This is a genomic window from Ensifer sp. Root1252 (assembly GCF_001425885.1).
In the GTDB taxonomy this organism is placed as follows: Bacteria; Pseudomonadota; Alphaproteobacteria; order Rhizobiales; family Rhizobiaceae; genus Ensifer; species Ensifer canadensis.
In genome coordinates, this window is sequence record NZ_LMDT01000010.1 from 15,431 (window position 1) to 33,177 (window position 17,747).

Genomic DNA, 17,747 nt, shown 5'->3' on the forward strand with positions numbered 1-17,747 from the left:
CGACGAAGCTTGTCTCAAGGTCGGCAGGTCTTGTTCGCTTCACTTTTGGGGGCTCATCGCATGAAGCATGTCGCACGCACCGGTAAGACCCGGCAAGGATCGTCGCACCCTTCATCCAGGCGCAGCGACCAGGCTGCAGTCCTGTCCGACCGAAACGCATCGCGTTTAGTAATAATGTTGGCCTTGGGTCTCGGCGGCGCGGCCGTGGCCGACAATGCGTACGCGGGCTGCACCGGCTCCGCGACCCAGTCAATCGGCCAGGTCGACTATGGATATACGTGGTCCGCCTGCTGGGGCGACAGTGGTGTCGATCACAACGATGAGAAGGACGGTGACCCAGGAGCGAATATAACGATCAACACCCAAGCCTCGTACACGGCCGGCGCAAGCCTCCCTTACACAGTGCCGTGGGAATCCGTCGGCGGCGTCATCATGACCTATACAATGGGTGGCGCCGGCGTCGACGAGGGAAGCGCCGGTGCCGGGGGGGCCGTGACGATCACCAGTTACGGCCCCATAACCCTCACGAGCTCGACAGATCCAGGCTCGATCGGCAGCTTGATTTCGGCAACGAGCTTCGGCGGCGACGGGGATGGGGATAACGACAACTACAAATCCAGCGGCGGGGCCGGGGGGGCGGGAGGCGCGATAACGATCACCAACTACGGGGCGCTGACCGTAGAATCGCTCAACTCGAATACGGCCAGAGGTATGACCGGCATCTTTGCCGTGAGCAAGGGCGGCAGCGGCGGCGAACAGAATAGCGGTGCGGCGGGCGACCAAGTGGGTGGCAACGGCGGCAGCGGCGGTACCATCAAAATCTCTAACACCGGACAGGTGAATCTCGGCAGTGGGACAAACCCGCTGAGCGGACTGGACTATGTCTGGGGCCTTGCCGCCGAGTCCACCGGCCAGGCAGGCGGCCACGATAACGGTGCGGGCGGCGCGGGCGGCTTCATCGATATCGAAATCGGTTCCTCCGGCAATACATCCGCCGGCGCGATCGGCATCTACGCGAACGACGCCGACAGCGTGCGCGGCATCTATGCGCTGAGCCAGGGCAGCAACGGCACAGCTTCGCAAGACAGCTCCGATGAAGGCGGCACCGGGGGCGGCGGCTCGGTCATAAATGTCGACACGTATGCCGACATGAAAATCGTCGCGACCGGCAAGGTGAATGACCTGTCAGGTGGCGTCGTTGCCGTTACCCAGGGTGGCGAAGGCGGCGACGGCTGGAGCTCAAACGTCGCGGGCGCCGGTGGCGAGGGCGGCAGGCCAGAAAGTGGAATAGCGGCGACGACCGTGACGGTCCATTCAGGCACCATTTCGACCCAAGGCGACTATCTTGGTGGCGTGATCGCATTGAGCCAGGGTGGCCGCGGTGGCGACGGCCAGGCCGGCGAGAAGGACAGCTCCGGCGGCCGCGGCGGAAGCGGTGGGCAAATCCAGTTGAACCTGTCCGGCGGTAGCGTTGAGACGCAGGGCAGCTACGCCTATGGCTTGCTGGGCCAGAGCATTGGCGGCCAAGGTGGCAATGGCGGCGACGACACCGCCGTTGTCGGCACGAGCGGCGGGGGCGGCTATGGCGGCAATGCCGGCAGCGTAGGCGTCTTTTCGAGCGGGGCTTCGAAGATCACGACGACTGGAGATTACTCGGCCGCCATTACTCTGCATTCCATCGGCGGCGGTGGCGGCACCGGCGGCAACTTCACCGACGTGCTCGGGGGTGGCGCGGGCAATGGCGGCAATGGTGGCAGTGGAAACACGGCTATCGTCAACAACAACGCGGCGATCGCCACCTCGGGCGGGCATTCCTATGGCATCCTGGTGCAGTCGATCGGCGGCAGCGGCGGCACTGGCGGCATCGCCGACGGGCTGACGCTCGAGCTGGGTGGCAATGGGGGCGACGGCGGGCAGGCCGAAACGGCCAGTGTCCAGAATTCCGGCGCGATCACCACCTCCGGCTATTCGGCGCACGGCATCATTGCGCAGTCGATCAGCGGCGGTGGCGGCGCCGCCGGTATGGCGGGCGGCATCCTGTCGATCGGCGGTTCCGGCGGTAGCGGCAACTATGCCAGCACTGCCGAGGTCCAGAGCTCGGGCGCCATCAGTACGGCCGGCGACGCAGCGATCGGCATCATGGCACAGTCGATCGGCGGCGGCGGTGGTTCGGGCGGCGGTGCGAAGGGCATCGCGACCGTCGGAGGTTCGGGCGGGGCTGGCGGCTCCGGCAGCCATGCAAACGTATTGCTGACTGGCGGTTCGGTCACCACGCAGGGTGAGATGTCGCATGCGATCATGGCGCAATCGGTCGGCGGCGGCGGCGGCAATGGCGGCAATGTGATCGACCTGTCAGTCGGTGTTCCGGCACTAGGTGTCGGCGGCACCGCCTCGGGGGGTGGTAGCGGCGGATGGGTCTGCGTCACCAATGAAAATTCCGGCGGCGATTGTTCTACAGGCTCTGGAACGCAGGCAGTTGCCATCGCGACAGAAGGCTCCGGTGCGCTCGGCATACTCGCGCAGTCGATCGGCGGCGGCGGCGGTAATGGAGGCAACGCCACGGGCGGCGATGCCGGGCTCGGCAGCTTCCAGATCGGCGGCGGCGGCGGTGGCGGCGGCTACGCAAACACCGTGACCGTCGGCTTCCAGGGACTGAACCTGACGACCCAGGGCTCGCACGCGGCGGGCATCGTGGCGCAGTCGATCGGCGGCGGCGGCGGTACGGGCGGTTCCGCCAGTTCCTATTCCGCAGGTATCGGCTTCACGGCGTCGGTGGCTGTCGGCGGCACCGGTGGTTCCGGCGGCGCCGGCGGCGAGGTCTCTATTGACCTGACCGACAGCATTATCAAGACCGGGCAGGGCGGCGGCGGTGTGACCGACGCGATCGGCGTGCTCGCTCAGTCGATTGGCGGCGGTGGCGGCAGCGGCGGCTCCTCGGTTGCCGACGCGCTCACCGTGGCGGTGCCGACCGGCGAAGACGTCTCCCTGGCGATGAGCGTCTCCACGGCCGTCGGCGGCAGCGGCGGATCGGGCGGGACTGCTGAGGAAGTGTCGCTGACGCTGGACGGCAGCTCCGCGGTCTCCACGAAAGGTGCTTCGTCGCATGGCCTTGTGGCGCAATCGATCGGCGGCGGCGGCGGCAATGGCGGCAGTGCGTCGTCGATGGCCGCGACCGTCGGCACGGTGGACACCGTCAGCGCCGACATCGGTGTCTCGGTCGGCGGCTCCGGCGGCAGCGGCGGCAATGGCGGTATCGTCAAGGTCGATCTCAACGACAGCGCCTCCGTGACGACAGCCGGCGATTATGCCAATGCGATCGTGGTGCAGTCGATCGGCGGCGGCGGCGGCAATGGGGGCGTCGGCAGCGTCAACAGCAAGCAGATCGGTAGCGGCTTCAACCTGGCGGCAAATGTAGGGGTCGGCGGCTCCGGCAGCGGCGGCGCCAGCGGCGGAAACACGACCGTGGACCTCGAGAGCGGCACCAGCTTGCAGACCAGCGGGTCCGGTGCTCGCGGTGTGCTCATCCAGTCGATCGGTGGCGGCGGCGGTACTTCGCAAGGTGTTAGCGTCGGGCTGTCGGCCAGCGCCGACCTGCCCGGCGGCGAGGAAGCCGAAGATTCCGAAGGGGGTAGCGGTGCTTTCTCCGCATCTGTCGGCGTTTCCGTTGGCCGGACTGGCGGCAGTGGCGGGACGGCGGGCACGGCCACCGTCGCCACCAGGGGTAAAATCAATACCTCTGGCGCAGATGCGGACGGGGTGCTCGCGCAGTCGATCGGCGGTGGCGGCGGGCTAGGAGGCTCGGTGGGGCAGGCTACTTCTGACGATTCCGAGCCGCTCGACGACGCGGGTGACAGCGAATGCGCCAGCGAAGACGGCAATGGATATGGCTACTGCTTCAACGTCAGTGTGGGCGCTACCATTGACGACGGTGGAAGTGGCGGCACGGCCGCCAATGGCAACACAGTCACGCTGACGCATGGCGGCCACATTGCCACCATGGGCGACTGGGCAGACGGCATCGTCGCCCAATCGATCGGCGGCGGTGGCGGTGCCGGTGGCACATCCACCGCATCCGGCAGCCAGGCGACGGCCAACATCACCGTGGGTGTTGGCGGGAGCGGCGGTGCGGGCGGTAATGGCGGCTCGGTCGACATCACCTTCGACAGCGACCACGGCACCGCCGGCATCAGTACCGCTGGATATAGCGCCTACGGTGTGCTGCTGCAGTCGATCGGCGGCGGCGGCGGCCAGGGCGGCGATGGGTCCGACAAGGCGGCAGGCAAGATCACCGTTGGCGGCGGTTTCGGCGGCAGCGGCGGCGCCGGCGGCAGCGGGGGCAAAATTACGGTCGGTGCGGGAAGCTGGCTCGCCCTCCAGACCAACGGCGACGATTCGATAGGCCTCCTGGCCCAATCGATTGGCGGCGGCGGTGGTGTCGGCGGCGCCGGAAGCACCAAGGCGGCCGAAGAGGATAACAGCCATGCGATCGATCTTGTTGTGGGCGGCAGCGGTGGCGTCGGTGGCAGCGGCGGCGAAATCGACCTGAACTATGGCGGCGGCGTAGACACCTATGGCGATCGGGCCCATGGCATTGTCGCGCAGTCGATCGGCGGCGGTGGCGGCATCGGCGGCGCCGGCGAGGCCGACAGCATCGGCTCGCTCGTGGTCGGTGGCTCGGGCGGTGGAACAATAAACGGCGGCGCCGTCACGGTCGATCTGACCAACGGCAGCACGATTCATACGCGAGGTCTGGCCGCCCATGGCCTCGTGGCCCAGTCGATCGGCGGCGGTGGTGGTATTGGAGGCACCGCCTCGGGTGCTCCGCTCTCCTCCAAGGGCAACAGTCCCGGCAGCACCGGTGACGGCGACGATGTCTCCGTGTCTGTTGACGGCAACATTACCACGTCGGGCGACTACGCCTACGGCATCCTGGCCCAGTCGATCGGCGGCGGCGGCGGTTTCGGTGGCAACGCGACTAGTGCTTTCATCGGCTCCAACGGCAATCTCTCGTCGGCCGGCAAAAGCGGCGATGTGACGGTCACCCTCGATGCTGGCAGGGCTATCCAGGCGACCGGCAAAGACTCGATCGGCATATTCGCGCAGAGCGATGCAGGGACGGACAACAACGGCAAGATCAATGTGACCGTCAATGGTTCCGTCACCGGCGGCTCCGACAACGGCGCCGGCGTCTGGGTTTCGGCCGGGAAATACAACATGGTGACCGTCAATTCCGGAGGCAGCGTCTCTGCTGCTTCAGGCCTTGCCGTTAACTATACCGTCGGCAGAAGCTCGCCCGCCGGCAGCACCCTGACCGTGCTTAACTCCGGCACGATCAGCGGCAGCGTGAGAGGGGATCTCGTCGACAGCAAAGTCGTCTCCAACGACGACGACAACGTGCCGATGGCCCGTTTCGGCAGCGGCATGGCCGTCTCCGTGATCAATGAGGCCGGTGGCCTGCTGACGGATGCGGAGATTTATGAGGCTGACGTGATGAATCATGGCAGGCTGATGATCGGTCATTCCGGCGGCATCGACGCCACCAGAATCACTGGCGACCTCACGCAGGACGCGGGTGGCATACTGGAGCTCACCGCCGACTTCGCTGGCTCGCGCATGGATCGGTTGACCATCGACGGTGACGCTACGCTGGACGGCAAGTTCGCGGTGAACGCCATCAGCGTCCTGCCCGACATCAGTCTGCCGTTCCTCACCGTCGGAGGCACCCTCGACCATTCGCTGAGTGCCCAGTCGGCAATCTTCGACTATGCCATCACCCAGGCAGGAAACGAGCTGTCGGTTTCGGCGGAGTCGGCCCACTTCGCCGAGCCCGGCGTCGCGCTAAACGACGGCCAGGACAGCGTCGCAGGTCACCTGCAGGAAATCTGGGATGCCGGCGGTGGCTCCTATGGCACGCTGTTCGGCACGCTCGGCTCTCTCGCCGACGGCGATGCGGGCAGCTATGGAGCAGCTCTGTCGGACATGTCGCCCGGTGTCTCCGGTGCGGCTGCGTCCGGGAGCATCGCCATGACGCAGCAGCACCTCGACCTGTTGCTGAGCTGCCCCATGTTTGCCGCGGGCACCTCGTTCCTGACGGAGACGGAGTGTGGTTGGGCTCAGGCCGGCGCACAGACGCTCGACCAGAAGACCAGTGCCAGCGTGTCGGGCTTCGACACCACGACCTATGCCCTGCAAGCCGGCGCCCAGGTCGAGGTGTCGCCGAACTGGTTCGTCGGCTTGGCTGGCGGCTATGACCGCAGTTCCATCAGCGGCGACGACGGCCGGGTCAACGCCAACGGCGACATCCTCTACGGCGGCGTTTCCCTGAAGCACCAGAGCGGCCCCTGGTTACTGTCGGGTGCCGTTGCCGGCAGCTACGGTTGGTACGACAATACGCGCACGATCCGGATTCCTGATTTCGCCAGCCAGGCCGAAGGCGACCCAGAGGTTTACAATGTCAGCACCCGCGTGCGCGCAGCCTATACCTTCGCGCAGGATCCTTACTATGTGCGGCCTCTGGTGGACTTTGACCTGATTTATTCGCATGCCAATGGCTATCGCGAGTCGGGAGCCGGCGCCCTCGACCTCCTGGTCGATGATGTCGGCCAATGGAGCCTCCACGCCACTCCGGCCATTGAACTCGGTACGCGTGTTGACGTTAACGAGACAACGGTCATGCGGGCATTCGCGGCCGCCGGAGTGAGCTTCAGCAGCGCCGATAGCTGGGATACGTCTGCACGGCTGGCCAACGCGCCCGCCGGGATAGGCACGTTCGGCAGTGAGGTGCCGCTGGCCGCCGTGGTGGGGCGGCTGACCGCTGGCGTTGATCTGGCGAGCGACAACGGCTTCAGTTTGCGCTTGAACTACCAAGGCTCGTTTTCCGACACCTACACGAGCCACGGCGGCGCGTTGCGCCTCAGTTATAAGTTCTGAGAGGAGACAGGGGGCCTTGAGACAGTGCTTATCACCGAGGTTCCGGTCGAACCGGACAATCTTCGCTACCGTCTGCCTGCTGGTCCTGGCCATTGGTCAAACGTTCGCACAAGAGCACGCCACGCTCCCGGGCGGTGCGTCCTCTCTGCAGGAAACCTACGCGGACTGGATGGTTAGCTGCGTCCAGAGGAAGAACAGGCATTGTCTTCTCATGCAGCAACAGACACAGCAGAACGGACAGCGGCTTTTGGCCATCGAGATGGCAGCCGGTGGCGATGGGAAGACTGCGACGGGTACACTTGTTCTGCCCTTCGGGCTCGCACTTGATGCCGGCGTATCGCTTCAGGTCGATGAGAAGTCTTCGGAGGCACCTGTGCGTTTTAGCACCTGCGTCCCCGCCGGATGCGTTGTGCCGCTTAGCTTCGACGGCGCAGCCGTTGCCGAGCTGCGGACTGGAGCGGTGCTCAAGATGATGGCCAAGGCTGCCAAGACCAACGAACCTATCTCGTTGTCGGCTTCCCTGAAAGGCTTTTCCGCTGCCTTCGATCGGGTGACAGCCCTGATGATGAAATGACACCTGGGGTGCGTCGTCGGCGCGAACCGTCTTGCTCCATCTTGTTACAGCTTGCTTCCAATCGTCCGGCGGATAATGATGTGCACGTTGAACAAATTCATTACCAAAACCATCAAATGGTTTCTCATTGTTTTCGGTTTGGCGACCTGTGGGACACTGCCGTTCGCGCTCGACATCAAACTCATCACACCGATGCTCGGTGGACTTGTCGATTTCACCCCTTCCAGCGTACCGGCTCTGCGACACTGGGGCATCATGATCTTCGGAATTGGCGCACTGATGGTGGTCGCGGGGTTCCGTCCGTGGTTACGATTTGAGACCATGGTGTTCAGCACCTTCGAGAAGGCATTTATGGTCTATCTGTATTTAACCAATCTCGGGGAGCCTTGGATAGCAGGTTATTTTGCTGCCTTCCTTGTCGATTTCACCATCGTCGCATATGGCGTGCTGTACTTCATCAGCGCCGAGGGCCGGCCCAGCCGCTGGACCGTGAGGAGATTGGTCTGCCCCCTGAAAAGTGGTCCTTCTTGAAGTATGGCTTATAAGCCGCAGAAGGACATTCAAACCGCGGCGAAAAGACGCGAGGCGGAAATCACGAAGCATTGTCAGACATGCACTGTTCTTGTGAGGCGGCATTGACCGCCAGCATCAAACCGCTCGCCCTCAAATATAGCCGATATGGCTTTCGCCGCATCAAGGCGAATGCTGCGCCAGGCAGCTGGATTGTGAACTTCAAGCTCAAGGTCCCGGCGGGTCTACTATCAGCTTTATGATGGGCGTTCCGCCGTGACTACATCTACCGCTGTCCAAAGCTTGATGCATCGCAGTTCAATTTGTTTCTGAGAGGTACGCATGCACCCACCACCTATCGTTACAGACCATGCCTCTGTCATACAAACATCCCTTGCGCCGGTGTTTTTGTTGGCTGGTACCGCAGGCTTTGTCAGTATCTACACCACCCGCCTCGGGAGAGTTTCGGACCGGCTGAACGAAGTCGCGGATAGGGGTAAGCAAAGCAAGTTGTTTCGCATGCAGCTCGCGTATTTGCGGCGAAGGGCACTTGCTCTGGAGGTCGCGGTCGTGCTTGGGGTGATGGCCGGCATTTGCACGGGCTGCGCAATCCTTAATCTACTTGCTGGCGCTCTTGCCCTCGGACTGCGCCAAGAAAATCTCTTTTGGTTGTTTGGTGGTGCCATCGTCTCGCTCACCGGATCGCTTGTCGCATTCTTGTTTGAATTGCTCACCGCCGGACGGAACTTGTTGCGGCAAATACGAATGGACCAAGTTCCAATGGAGCAAGACTGACCACGGATCTCCTTCGGCCGGGCTGACCCAGTTCGGTTACTTTTTCTTCATCGCGCCCGAGAGGCCCGTTGTCAGCTTGAAATCGATCATCTCCTGTGCCGAAACATACTGAAGTTTGTCGGGCGGAGTTTCGAGAGCTTTGATCCATAGTCCGGCGTCGATCCCCATTTCTTCGAGATGCCGTGTGATCCGCGCTGTGGTTAATTGGGTGGACGACATCGCCTGATCTGCCGTTGTCCGATCAGTGCTGGCATTGGACAACTGATGCACGCCGACGACCGCTTCCGGTTCGGCCAATCGTCGCACGCCGCCGGCAAAGACAATCGGGCAGGAGGACGCGCAAAGAGCCCCTGACGCCACACGGGTATCAAGTCCCTTCTCACGGATCAGCTTGGAAATTGCCAATGCATCGTCAACCGATCCCCCTGGGGAATTGAGAGACACCGTTTTCACGTATTCGCCGCGCTGTTCAATTTCGCGGACGAACCGCTCGCCCGCGCCAATGTCGAATGTGCCTTCAGCGAGTAGAACTCCATCACGCTGGAGTTCCAGCTTCATGGGCTGGCGCAACACTTCATGTGAGCTTAGCAGTTCAACCGGCGGACCATCGCGTCCGGTCCCGCCTGGAGCCGGGAGAAGGATTGGCCAACGAGCCGGATCAATGATTGGTTCCTCGGCATTCCGTTCCCATAGAGAACGCATATCGATCACGAGGAATATCGCTGTTGCCGCTAACAGACTGAAGAACGTCCCGCGCATCCAGACGCCGTCATCGACCCGCGCCAGTATTTTGAGCCCTTCATCGATCCTCATGAGACCGGTCCTTTGCGCGCCCCCGCGGGTCGAGGTTGGTGATGTTGGCGGTGTCCTCAACCTTGCAATCAGCGTCCGCGAACTCCACCACTTTTTCAAGATCAACGCCGTTTGGGCTTATCGCGCGCTGGACTTCCAGCGCCATCAGAAGTTCGGCGGCCGTTATGCGTTCAGCGAACGGCATCGCCTCCTCCTGTTTGCGGATCGCGCCATGTACGACTGCCAGGATGAAGACCAGTACCCCGGGAAGAAGGTCGATAGAAATGGCACCGGCCCAAGCCGGTATGAAATCGGACGCGTAACGCAAGACTGCCTCCGCAGAAGATAACGGGACAAACCGGCGTTCCTGGACGTTTGCCCGGGAAAGGATTTCATCGGCCGATTCCGACAGTACTTTCGACTGCGCAGCTACAGAGGCGCGCACTGTTTCCATCACCCGGTCTTGGCGGTTGACAAGATCGGCGTCTCCGCCATCGGCGATCGGTGCGATGAAGCCCAGGGACAGATCATCGGCGGCGCGGCGGATGGAAGGAGCAATCGACGTTTGCCCGAGAGACGCTATGACGCCCGTGAGCGCGACCACTTCAGAGGAGAACTGGTCAGCGCGCGGTTCGATTGCGCCGGGCGCGGAAACAAGCGTGCGCATGGTTTCGAGCCGCTTCTGCCCGTCATCGAACAACGCTGTCACCTGCTCACGGGAGGCATTGATGCCGTTCTCGAGTTCCTTCATCTGTGCGGACATTTGCGACAAAAGCTGCACGACGCTTCCGGATCCGGTCGTGCCTGTGAGCGCTCCCGACTGACGCTCCGATGCGGCAAGCTGCGAAAACCGCTCGGACGCACGCTGGATATCGGGCAGCAGGCTTTGAGCGGCTAGAGCGTTCTGATGCGCCTGATCGAGGTCCGCAGTGTAGCCCTCCACCGTTTCGGCAAGGTGCTGTTCCAATGCCGCCGAGCCGGCGAGCGCCGCTGCGTTGAGCCAGCTCGACATGGCCATAATCATGGCAGCACCCATGGCCATGACGCCAAGCATCGCGGCTCTACCCGTATGCGTGGTCACGTGCGGATAGAAGCGGGCCATGTAAGACCAGAACGCGTAGATTCCGACCGAAACCGACGCTGAATAAATGATAGCCGCAAAGAAGACCGCCGTTGCCGATCCATCGAGGATGCTGCGCACACCGAGATATGTGTAAACGCCGGACGCAAGCGCAAGCACCGCAACCGCGAAACGCGTCATCGTTTCAACGGCAGCGACCCCCTCATGCAGTCGCTGGGATGCGCCGGTAGCCATGAGCAGGATCTCCGAGAAAGGAAACTATTCCTTAACAAGGGATGATGAACGAGGCGGAATCAAGGCCCACCGTCCGCAGCGCCCGTTCCGTTCCCTCTCAAAAGAATGAGAAGAATGTCGAAGCGCCATTTTGGATCCGGAACCTTGTGGACGCTGATGGCGTCTACACGGAGGCGCGCCAGCTTCAATTGTTGAAGACTTTTGCCCGCGCATGCAGTTTAACGGTGTTTCGGTCCTCGAACAGGATCGATGATGTGGCGCTGTAGTGCTGACCCGAGATAACGAGCTTTGCGCTTGGAAGGGTTTCGACTGGCAACGACGGGTCGGCGACCCAGCGCTGGCGATCCACGAGGATATTGTTTACGCGTTCTCAGCGCCCAACAATGATCCAGTCAACTGAAAATGGAGACCTTCGGGATTATACGAGGACTTCGCTTCCCCAAAAAAATACGTGGCAACGATCTTGTTCGCGAGTATCGAGCCAAACCCGGTTCTCTGCGGCGCGCATACTCTAGGTCCGCCAGCCTCGCGCCAGGTAAAAAAGAACCCTTTATCCCCGTCGGTCGACCAGACGACTTCGACGTGACCTTCATCGGTAGAAAGCGAACCGTACTTCACCGCATTCGTCGCTAGCTCGTAGATTGCCAGTGAAATGCCTGTGGCTTGCTGTGCTGACAGCTGAAGGTCTGGACCAGACATGGTTATTCGATCCGGACGGTCGATGTGCGGAGCGATGGCTTGTGAAATCACCTCGGCGATCTGCGCGCCGTCCTCTTCTGATAAGAGGTCCTGCGCCTTGACCAGAGTGCTGATCCGGCTGGTGATGGTTTCTCGCGCGTGATCAAGGCTGTTGGCATTTCTCAAAGATGCACTGACCACCGCGTTCACGATGGCCATCGTATTCTTAACGCGGTGCAGCAACTCCCGGCGCAGGACGAGTTCAGTCTCTCTTGCGCGCACAGTAGCCGTTGTCTCTGTAACCGTGTCGATCAGACCAGCGATTTTCCCATCATCATCGCGAAGCGGCGCGTAGCAGAACGTGAAAAAAGCTAATTCGTCGAAGCCATCACGATTGATCGTCAGCGGGTAATTCTCGATGTACGTCGCTTCCCCGGCATAAGCCTTTTCTGCAATCGGCCCTATACGGTCCCAAGCTTCCGACCACACGTCCGCGAACGACCTGCCGAGAGCGGGCGGTTTCGCACCGAGGATCGGTAGGAATGCGTCGTTGTGAATCGTGGTGAAGTCAGGACCCCAGACGATCGCCTGGGGGAACTCAGAGCCGAGGATCATTTCGACGATTGTTCTGAGGGAAACTGGCCATTCGCGGATGGGGCCGAGTGGGGTTAGCGACCAATCGTGTTGTCTGATCGCTCTGCCCATTCTGGTATCGCCCCATGCATCCATTCGGATTCCCCTCAGTCCCGGCAAGGAATTTTCGCTTGGCTAGTTGCGCCACCTTTTCATGACGACGATAGCGGTCGTCAACGCCAGCATCGAAATTGCTCCCAAACAACCATTCCTTGGGTCGCAAGCCATAGATAAGCGCGCCCTAGGTTTGATGCCAGGGATTTCTTGCCCGTTTATCATGGCAGCTTCCGCCGAAGCGTCGGGGGCGTGTCGTCGATCGCCACCGGCATCTCGACCGGGCGACGTGCATCGAACTCGGCTTGCGCCGTAGCCGCAGACGATTGGGACGCGCGGCCTCGTCAAGGCCGCAACTGCTAGCATCCGCCGCGACTGCGACACGCCGACGCGTTCGGCGGCTTATATGCCGGCTTTCGGCCACGCGGCAGCTCGGCGTGTCAGAGCGATCAGGAACAGCGAGTGTTGGTGGTTTCCTGCTCGCGCGCTATTAGACCCCGTGTGAATAAAGCCGGAGTCACGCCAGCGTGTTGGTTGTCCTCAAGGCTTCATCGAGTGCCCTGCGTCCGTTCCCGGCAAGCCAAGACCGGAAAGAGAGTAGCTCCGGGTTGATCTCACGCATGGCGTTCAGATCGACACGTTCTGCAAGCGGGCCATCCTCCAAGCTCTTCGCCATGTGCGCGAGGTCCGCATTCGCCGCGAGAACGTCATCGGAAAAGCGTGCGTAGGCGATTGGACGACCGGCGCCTTCGGTAAGGGCGGCTTCAAGCTCGTGCCCGGTCACGCGGTCGCTTGCGATCTTCAAAGTCATGCCGCCGAAGCGGGTCTTGTCGGCAAACACCGCAGCAACGAATTTGCCGATGTCCTCCACCGCGGTAAGCTGGATTGAATGATCCGGTCTGATCAGGGATACCAACCGTCCTTCATCCAAACCGAAACCAGGTCGTACGAGCATCTCCATGAAGATCATCGGCCGGATGATGGTCGTGGTGATGCGGAGTTCTCGAACGTGCGCTTCGATGCGAGGCTTGGCATCGAAACGCGCGACACCTGTCAGTTCATCCCCAACGCTAGCGCCTGAAGAATAAACGAGATGGTCGACACCGATTTCGGCTGCCAGATCAGCAATTGAGATACCGTAGCGGACTTCGTCTTCTGCCGCTAAGTTGGCCGGCAGTACGCTGAAAACACCATAGGTGTCTTTCATAGCTGCGCGGATCACGTCCGTGTCTTCGAAGGCGCCCTGCACAATATCGACGCCTGCAATCCCCAGCTCTAAAGACGCGGCATCAGTGGAATTCAAAACGAGCGCGCGAACAGGCCATTCCGCCTTCAATAAGGCTTTGGCAACAGATCCTCCCTGCCGTCCGGTGGCGCCGAAAACAAAAATTGGCTGTTTGCCATTGGTCATTGAAAACCCTCGTGTTGAACAACAAGGGTCATCGATATATACGAATGGAAAACCGCTGGAAGACGGCACATTTTTCAGCGTCAGGCACAAGGATGATACCCTTGAACAAACAACTCCATGCCGATGCGCTGCAAGGATCAGAGGGTAATCGGCTGTTCAGACCTATCCCGGCAAACGGGGTGTGCACGCTGCTGGGCGACAAATGGACTGTTCAAGTCCTTTGGCGCCTTTCGCTCGCGAAGGAGCATCGGCTCCGCTTCTCAGCCCTTAAGAAAGAGGTTGATGGCGTCACCCAGCGGATGTTGACGCTTACACTGCGCAATCTGGAGCGTAACGGCCTCGTTGTGCGCCATTATTTTCCCGAAGTGCCGCCGCGTGTCGAATATGAGCTGACCGAGATGGGCGGCGGGGCTTTGCGCGCCCTTGAAGGGTTCAACTTTTGGGTCCGTGATAATCTGCACACCATCCAGGAATACCGTCGCGCTTACGACGATGCCACGTAGTTAACCCAAGCGTCGTTTTCTACTCGACGACTGCGGGACCACCGGTAGTGCCTCCCGCAAGATCCGCTTTTGGGCAATTTTGCCTCACTGTCGGTGCCGGCTATCTCATTAAACTCTGTGCTTGGTCGGAAATCAGCCGGCATGCGTATCGGCTGCGTTGCGAAAACATTATAGCTGGTCGAAGTTATAACGTTATAACTCTCCCGCTGGCATCAGCCGCGGTCGATCTTTGCAAGAGTCTGCGCTCGGTCGAGAACGCATGTGAAACTCGGTACTCGTTCATCGTTCGTGTTCTGTCGAGCGCTTTTATTCGGGGTAGGGGAGGCCATAACGCTCGCGGACCGTTCGCTCTTCATACCGAGTGCGGTAGACGCCGCGATCCTGCAGGATGGGCACGACCTTGTCGATGAACTCCTCGATATCGTCAGGGGCGCGTGGTGGCTGCAATGTATAGCCATCCACGGTTCCGTCAGCCCAAAGATCAATGATGGCTTCGGAGACCTCCTCCGGCGTGCCGAGCAGCAGACGGTGATGGCCCTCCGAGCGGCGCACGACTTGTCTTGCCGTAAGCTTCTCGTGTTTCAGCAGGTCCGAGAGCCCGAGGCCCATGCCCACCGCCTGAAGCCGGTTGGGATCGGGGACGAAGCGTTCGGCATCGAGAACGGCATCCGGGTCAAAGCCGCCAGGATTGATACCGTTCTCCTTGGCAAACCTCGCGATCAGCGCGTCTTCAGAGCCGGCGCCGCTGAACAGTTCGTGCTTGCGCAACGCCTCCTTTCTTGTCTCACCGAGGATGACCACGAGCCCGGGCACGATGCGGATGCCGGCCGGATCACGGCCAAGGGCGGCAGCGCGACCTCTGACTTTCGCGCCGAATGCCCGGCCGGCGGCGCGGGAGAGGATATTGCAGTAGATAATTTCGCCATGGCGCGCGGCGAGATCAATCCCGCCCTCCGATGCCCCTGCCTGCGCGATTACCGGGTGACCCTGAGGGCCGCGCGGCACATTGAGCGGTCCCCTGACGCTGAAGTGGTCGCCTTCGTGGTCGATCGCCTGGGCGCTTGCCGCGTCCCAGAACCGATCGTCGGGGACGCTGCCCTCGCGGGCAGGATCCCAGCTTGCCCAGAGTTTCTTGGCGACATCGAGAAACTCGGAAGCCTTGGCGTAGCGCTCGTTGCGCGGTGGCAGGGGTGCCGAGCCGAAATTGGCGGCGACATTCGGGTTAAAGGACGAGACGATGTTGATGATCAGCCGGCCGCCGGAAGTGATATCCGTCGACTGGGTGCGGCGAGCCAGATTGTAGGGTGAGTTGTAGGTGGACGACATCGTCGCCACGAAGCCGATGTCGGGCACCTGTGCCGCCAGGGCCGTACAAAGGATCAGCGGGTCGATCGTGTGGAACGGCCGGCTGTTCGGGTCGGTCATCATCGCCGGATGGTCGGAGAAGAACACGGCGTCGAACAGCCCCCTGTGCGCGAGCTCGGTCAGGCGGCGGTAATAGTCCGGATCGTAGATGTCGTGACGGTCGCCAGTGCGGTATTTCCAGGCGGCCGGCAAATAGCCTGTCGTGTTGATGCCGACATTGAGGTTGAGCTTGCGCGTCTTGCGGGACATGCCAATCACTGTCCTTCAATAGGCTGCGGTGAAGCGGCGGCGGATGAACTGTCCTTGGTCCAGCTCATCGAGAATGGCGATGGCGAAGTCGGCCTCCGAAATGCGACTTTCGCCCGCTTCGTCGCGCAACAGCCGGTCTTCGCCAAGCCTGTAGGTGCCGGTTCTCTCGCCGGCCTTGATCGAAAGCGGCGGAGAGACATAGGTCCAGTCGAGATCGTGTTCGCCGCGCTTCAAGCTGCGCAGGATCTCGCGGTTGCGCAACGTATGGGCCTTGTGTTCGACGGGATAAAAGTCGCTGTCGACAACGTCGACACCGGGGCTCGCCTCCAGGCTGCCCACGCCGCCGACGATGATGATGCGGCGGACGCCCGCTTGCTTCACGCCGGCAAATAGCGCCGCGTGGGCATCTCGGATCAGTTCCGCGGCCACTTCTGCGGAATGACGGCGCAAACCTGGGCTATAGGCACTGATGACGGCATCGTGTCCTTTGACGATGCTTGCGACCGCGCTCGCATCGGCGATATCGGCCTTGCGCAGGGTGAGGCGCTCTTCGGGTTCGATGTCGGTGGACCGGGTGACGGCTGTCACACGACGGCCACGCGACAGCGCCTCCCTGCGGATATTGCTGCCGATGTTTCCGGAGGCGCCGAAGACGACGATGGACATGATCAGATCTTTCCTGGGATTAGAGTGCAGGCACCGACTTTAGCGGCCGGTTTGCCCCGACATTGCGTTGCATGGCTGAGAGCGAGGAGCGGACGGCCTCGTAGCCGTGTTCTCGCATGGCGTTCTCATAGTCGTGGACGGCTGCGATCAGCGGCTTGTCATGGCGTCGCGCGGCGACGAGCTCGCGAACCAGCAGACCGGTGTCGTAGAGCGCGGTGTTGCCGCCGAGAGCGCGGAAATAGGTCATCGCGTGGATCGCATCGCCGAGCAGCGTGACCGGACCGGGCTGCCATTTCGCGCCGGGCGTCGAGCTTTTGACCTTGAGGAAGGCGACCGTCGACGGATCGCTGTGGCGGATGAGCTTCAGGATGCGCTCGTCCCAATGGCCGATACGTTGAAGTAGCGCTTGCCGCAGGCCGGCGCCATCGAGCGTTTCAAGGAGTTCATCCGGTCCCAGTTCGTCCGTATCGTAAGCGGTGTTCCACCAGGTGTAGCTGGTGGTGTTGTTGAAATGGAAACCGGGGATGTTGCGATGATCGGGGTCTTCGGCGCCAATGAAATCGTGCCGGGCATAGGCGGCTGGATCGACCCGGTGGCTGGTGATCATCAGGCCACGGCCGTCGCTCGGGCGGATATTGGTGTTGAACTCGGTAAGAAGCGGTGAGATGTCATGGTGCGCAGCCGCTTCAAGGCTGATCTTGCCCGCCAGGCGCCGAACACCGGTATCGATGCTCTTCAGATCCGGCAGCAGTTGGCGGCGAACGGCCGACCCCGCACCGTCGGCACCGACCAGAAGGTTGGCGCGGACAGTCGAGCCGTCAGCAAAATGCGCGATAACCGTGCCGTCTGGGAGCGGTTCATAGCGCTCGAAGCGTTTGCCCGTATGGAACCTGCCCTTCAGCCCGGAAAGAAGGATCTGCCGCAGCGTGATCCTGCTCACAGACTTTTCGATATGCGTGTCCTCGGTCTCCCGACTTTCGAGCCCGGCATTATCGAGACGCTCGAAGCCCTCGTCGAGGATCAGGTTCTCGGTCGGGGCAAACCCGAGCGTGTCCAGAAAGACCTGGAAGAGATGCGTCGGCAGATTGGCCTGAAGTGCGTCGATGCCACGCTGGCGGATACGCATGCGAAAGCCTTGCACGTAGTCGGCCCGGCCCGGATCGCGTTCGAACACGGCGGCATCGATGCCGTTCTTCTTCAGACCCTGGGCCAGCGCAAGGCCGCCTGGGCCCCCGCCAATAATGGCGATGTCAACAAAAGAGATGCTCATGA

The 17,747-nt window shown here is 61.7% G+C and carries 12 protein-coding genes; 5 read left to right on the forward strand and 7 right to left on the reverse strand.

The window, feature by feature from the left end:
* The first annotated feature begins 60 nt into the window (after nt 1-60).
* The 4 genes from ASD02_RS11645 to ASD02_RS11660 all read left to right on the forward strand — a co-directional run bounded on the left by ASD02_RS11645 (nt 61) and on the right by ASD02_RS11660 (nt 8,809).
* The gene (locus tag ASD02_RS11645) at nt 61-6,930 is read left to right on the forward strand and encodes an autotransporter outer membrane beta-barrel domain-containing protein (protein ID WP_057213589.1); all 6,870 of its coding nucleotides are present in this window, start codon (nt 61-63) and stop codon (nt 6,928-6,930) included.
* Between the two features lie 169 nt (nt 6,931-7,099).
* A complete protein-coding gene (locus ASD02_RS11650; RefSeq protein WP_082523715.1) occupies nt 7,100-7,504 on the forward strand; it encodes an invasion associated locus B family protein in 405 nt (134 codons plus the stop codon).
* Nucleotides 7,505-7,591: 87 nt separating this feature from the next.
* Nucleotides 7,592-8,035, forward strand: coding sequence for a hypothetical protein (locus ASD02_RS11655; protein ID WP_146160953.1), 444 nt, complete (start codon nt 7,592-7,594; stop codon nt 8,033-8,035).
* 321 nt (nt 8,036-8,356) lie between these two features.
* Nucleotides 8,357-8,809, forward strand: coding sequence for a DUF2721 domain-containing protein (locus tag ASD02_RS11660; RefSeq protein WP_057209609.1), 453 nt, complete (start codon nt 8,357-8,359; stop codon nt 8,807-8,809).
* Between the two features lie 36 nt (nt 8,810-8,845).
* Here the strand turns inward: ASD02_RS11660 and ASD02_RS11665 are convergent, their stop codons facing one another.
* The 4 genes from ASD02_RS11665 to ASD02_RS11685 all read right to left on the reverse strand — a co-directional run bounded on the left by ASD02_RS11665 (nt 8,846) and on the right by ASD02_RS11685 (nt 13,692).
* The gene (locus ASD02_RS11665) at nt 8,846-9,622 is read right to left on the reverse strand and encodes an ATP-dependent Clp protease proteolytic subunit (protein ID WP_057209611.1); all 777 of its coding nucleotides are present in this window, start codon (nt 9,620-9,622) and stop codon (nt 8,846-8,848) included.
* Entirely contained in the window at nt 9,609-10,916 is a 1,308-nt protein-coding gene (locus tag ASD02_RS11670) for a hypothetical protein (RefSeq protein WP_057209613.1), read from the reverse strand. Before ASD02_RS11670 ends, ASD02_RS11665 begins: the two co-directional genes overlap by 14 nt.
* A gap of 360 nt (nt 10,917-11,276) precedes the next feature.
* Nucleotides 11,277-12,323, reverse strand: a complete 1,047-nt coding sequence (locus ASD02_RS11680; protein WP_063963344.1) for a PAS domain-containing sensor histidine kinase — start codon at nt 12,321-12,323, stop codon at nt 11,277-11,279.
* A gap of 475 nt (nt 12,324-12,798) precedes the next feature.
* Complete coding sequence (locus ASD02_RS11685; RefSeq protein ID WP_057209617.1) at nt 12,799-13,692, reverse strand: NmrA/HSCARG family protein; 894 nt, start codon at nt 13,690-13,692, stop codon at nt 12,799-12,801.
* A 92-nt stretch (nt 13,693-13,784) separates the two neighbouring features.
* Here ASD02_RS11685 and ASD02_RS11690 point away from each other — a divergent pair, with 92 nt between their 5' ends.
* Nucleotides 13,785-14,195 carry a helix-turn-helix domain-containing protein gene (locus tag ASD02_RS11690; RefSeq protein ID WP_057209619.1) on the forward strand — a complete coding sequence of 137 codons (411 nt, stop codon included), beginning with the start codon at nt 13,785-13,787 and terminating at the stop codon, nt 14,193-14,195.
* Between the two features lie 306 nt (nt 14,196-14,501).
* Here the strand turns inward: ASD02_RS11690 and ASD02_RS11695 are convergent, their stop codons facing one another.
* The 3 genes from ASD02_RS11695 to ASD02_RS11705 are packed head-to-tail and all read right to left on the reverse strand — an operon-like array spanning nt 14,502 to nt 17,745.
* A complete protein-coding gene (locus tag ASD02_RS11695) occupies nt 14,502-15,809 on the reverse strand; it encodes an NtaA/DmoA family FMN-dependent monooxygenase (protein ID WP_057213595.1) in 1,308 nt (435 codons plus the stop codon).
* A 15-nt stretch (nt 15,810-15,824) separates the two neighbouring features.
* A complete protein-coding gene (locus tag ASD02_RS11700; RefSeq protein ID WP_057213598.1) occupies nt 15,825-16,475 on the reverse strand; it encodes an NAD(P)-dependent oxidoreductase in 651 nt (216 codons plus the stop codon).
* A gap of 19 nt (nt 16,476-16,494) precedes the next feature.
* Entirely contained in the window at nt 16,495-17,745 is a 1,251-nt protein-coding gene (locus ASD02_RS11705; protein WP_057213602.1) for an NAD(P)/FAD-dependent oxidoreductase, read from the reverse strand.
* Nucleotides 17,746-17,747: the final 2 nt, after the last annotated feature.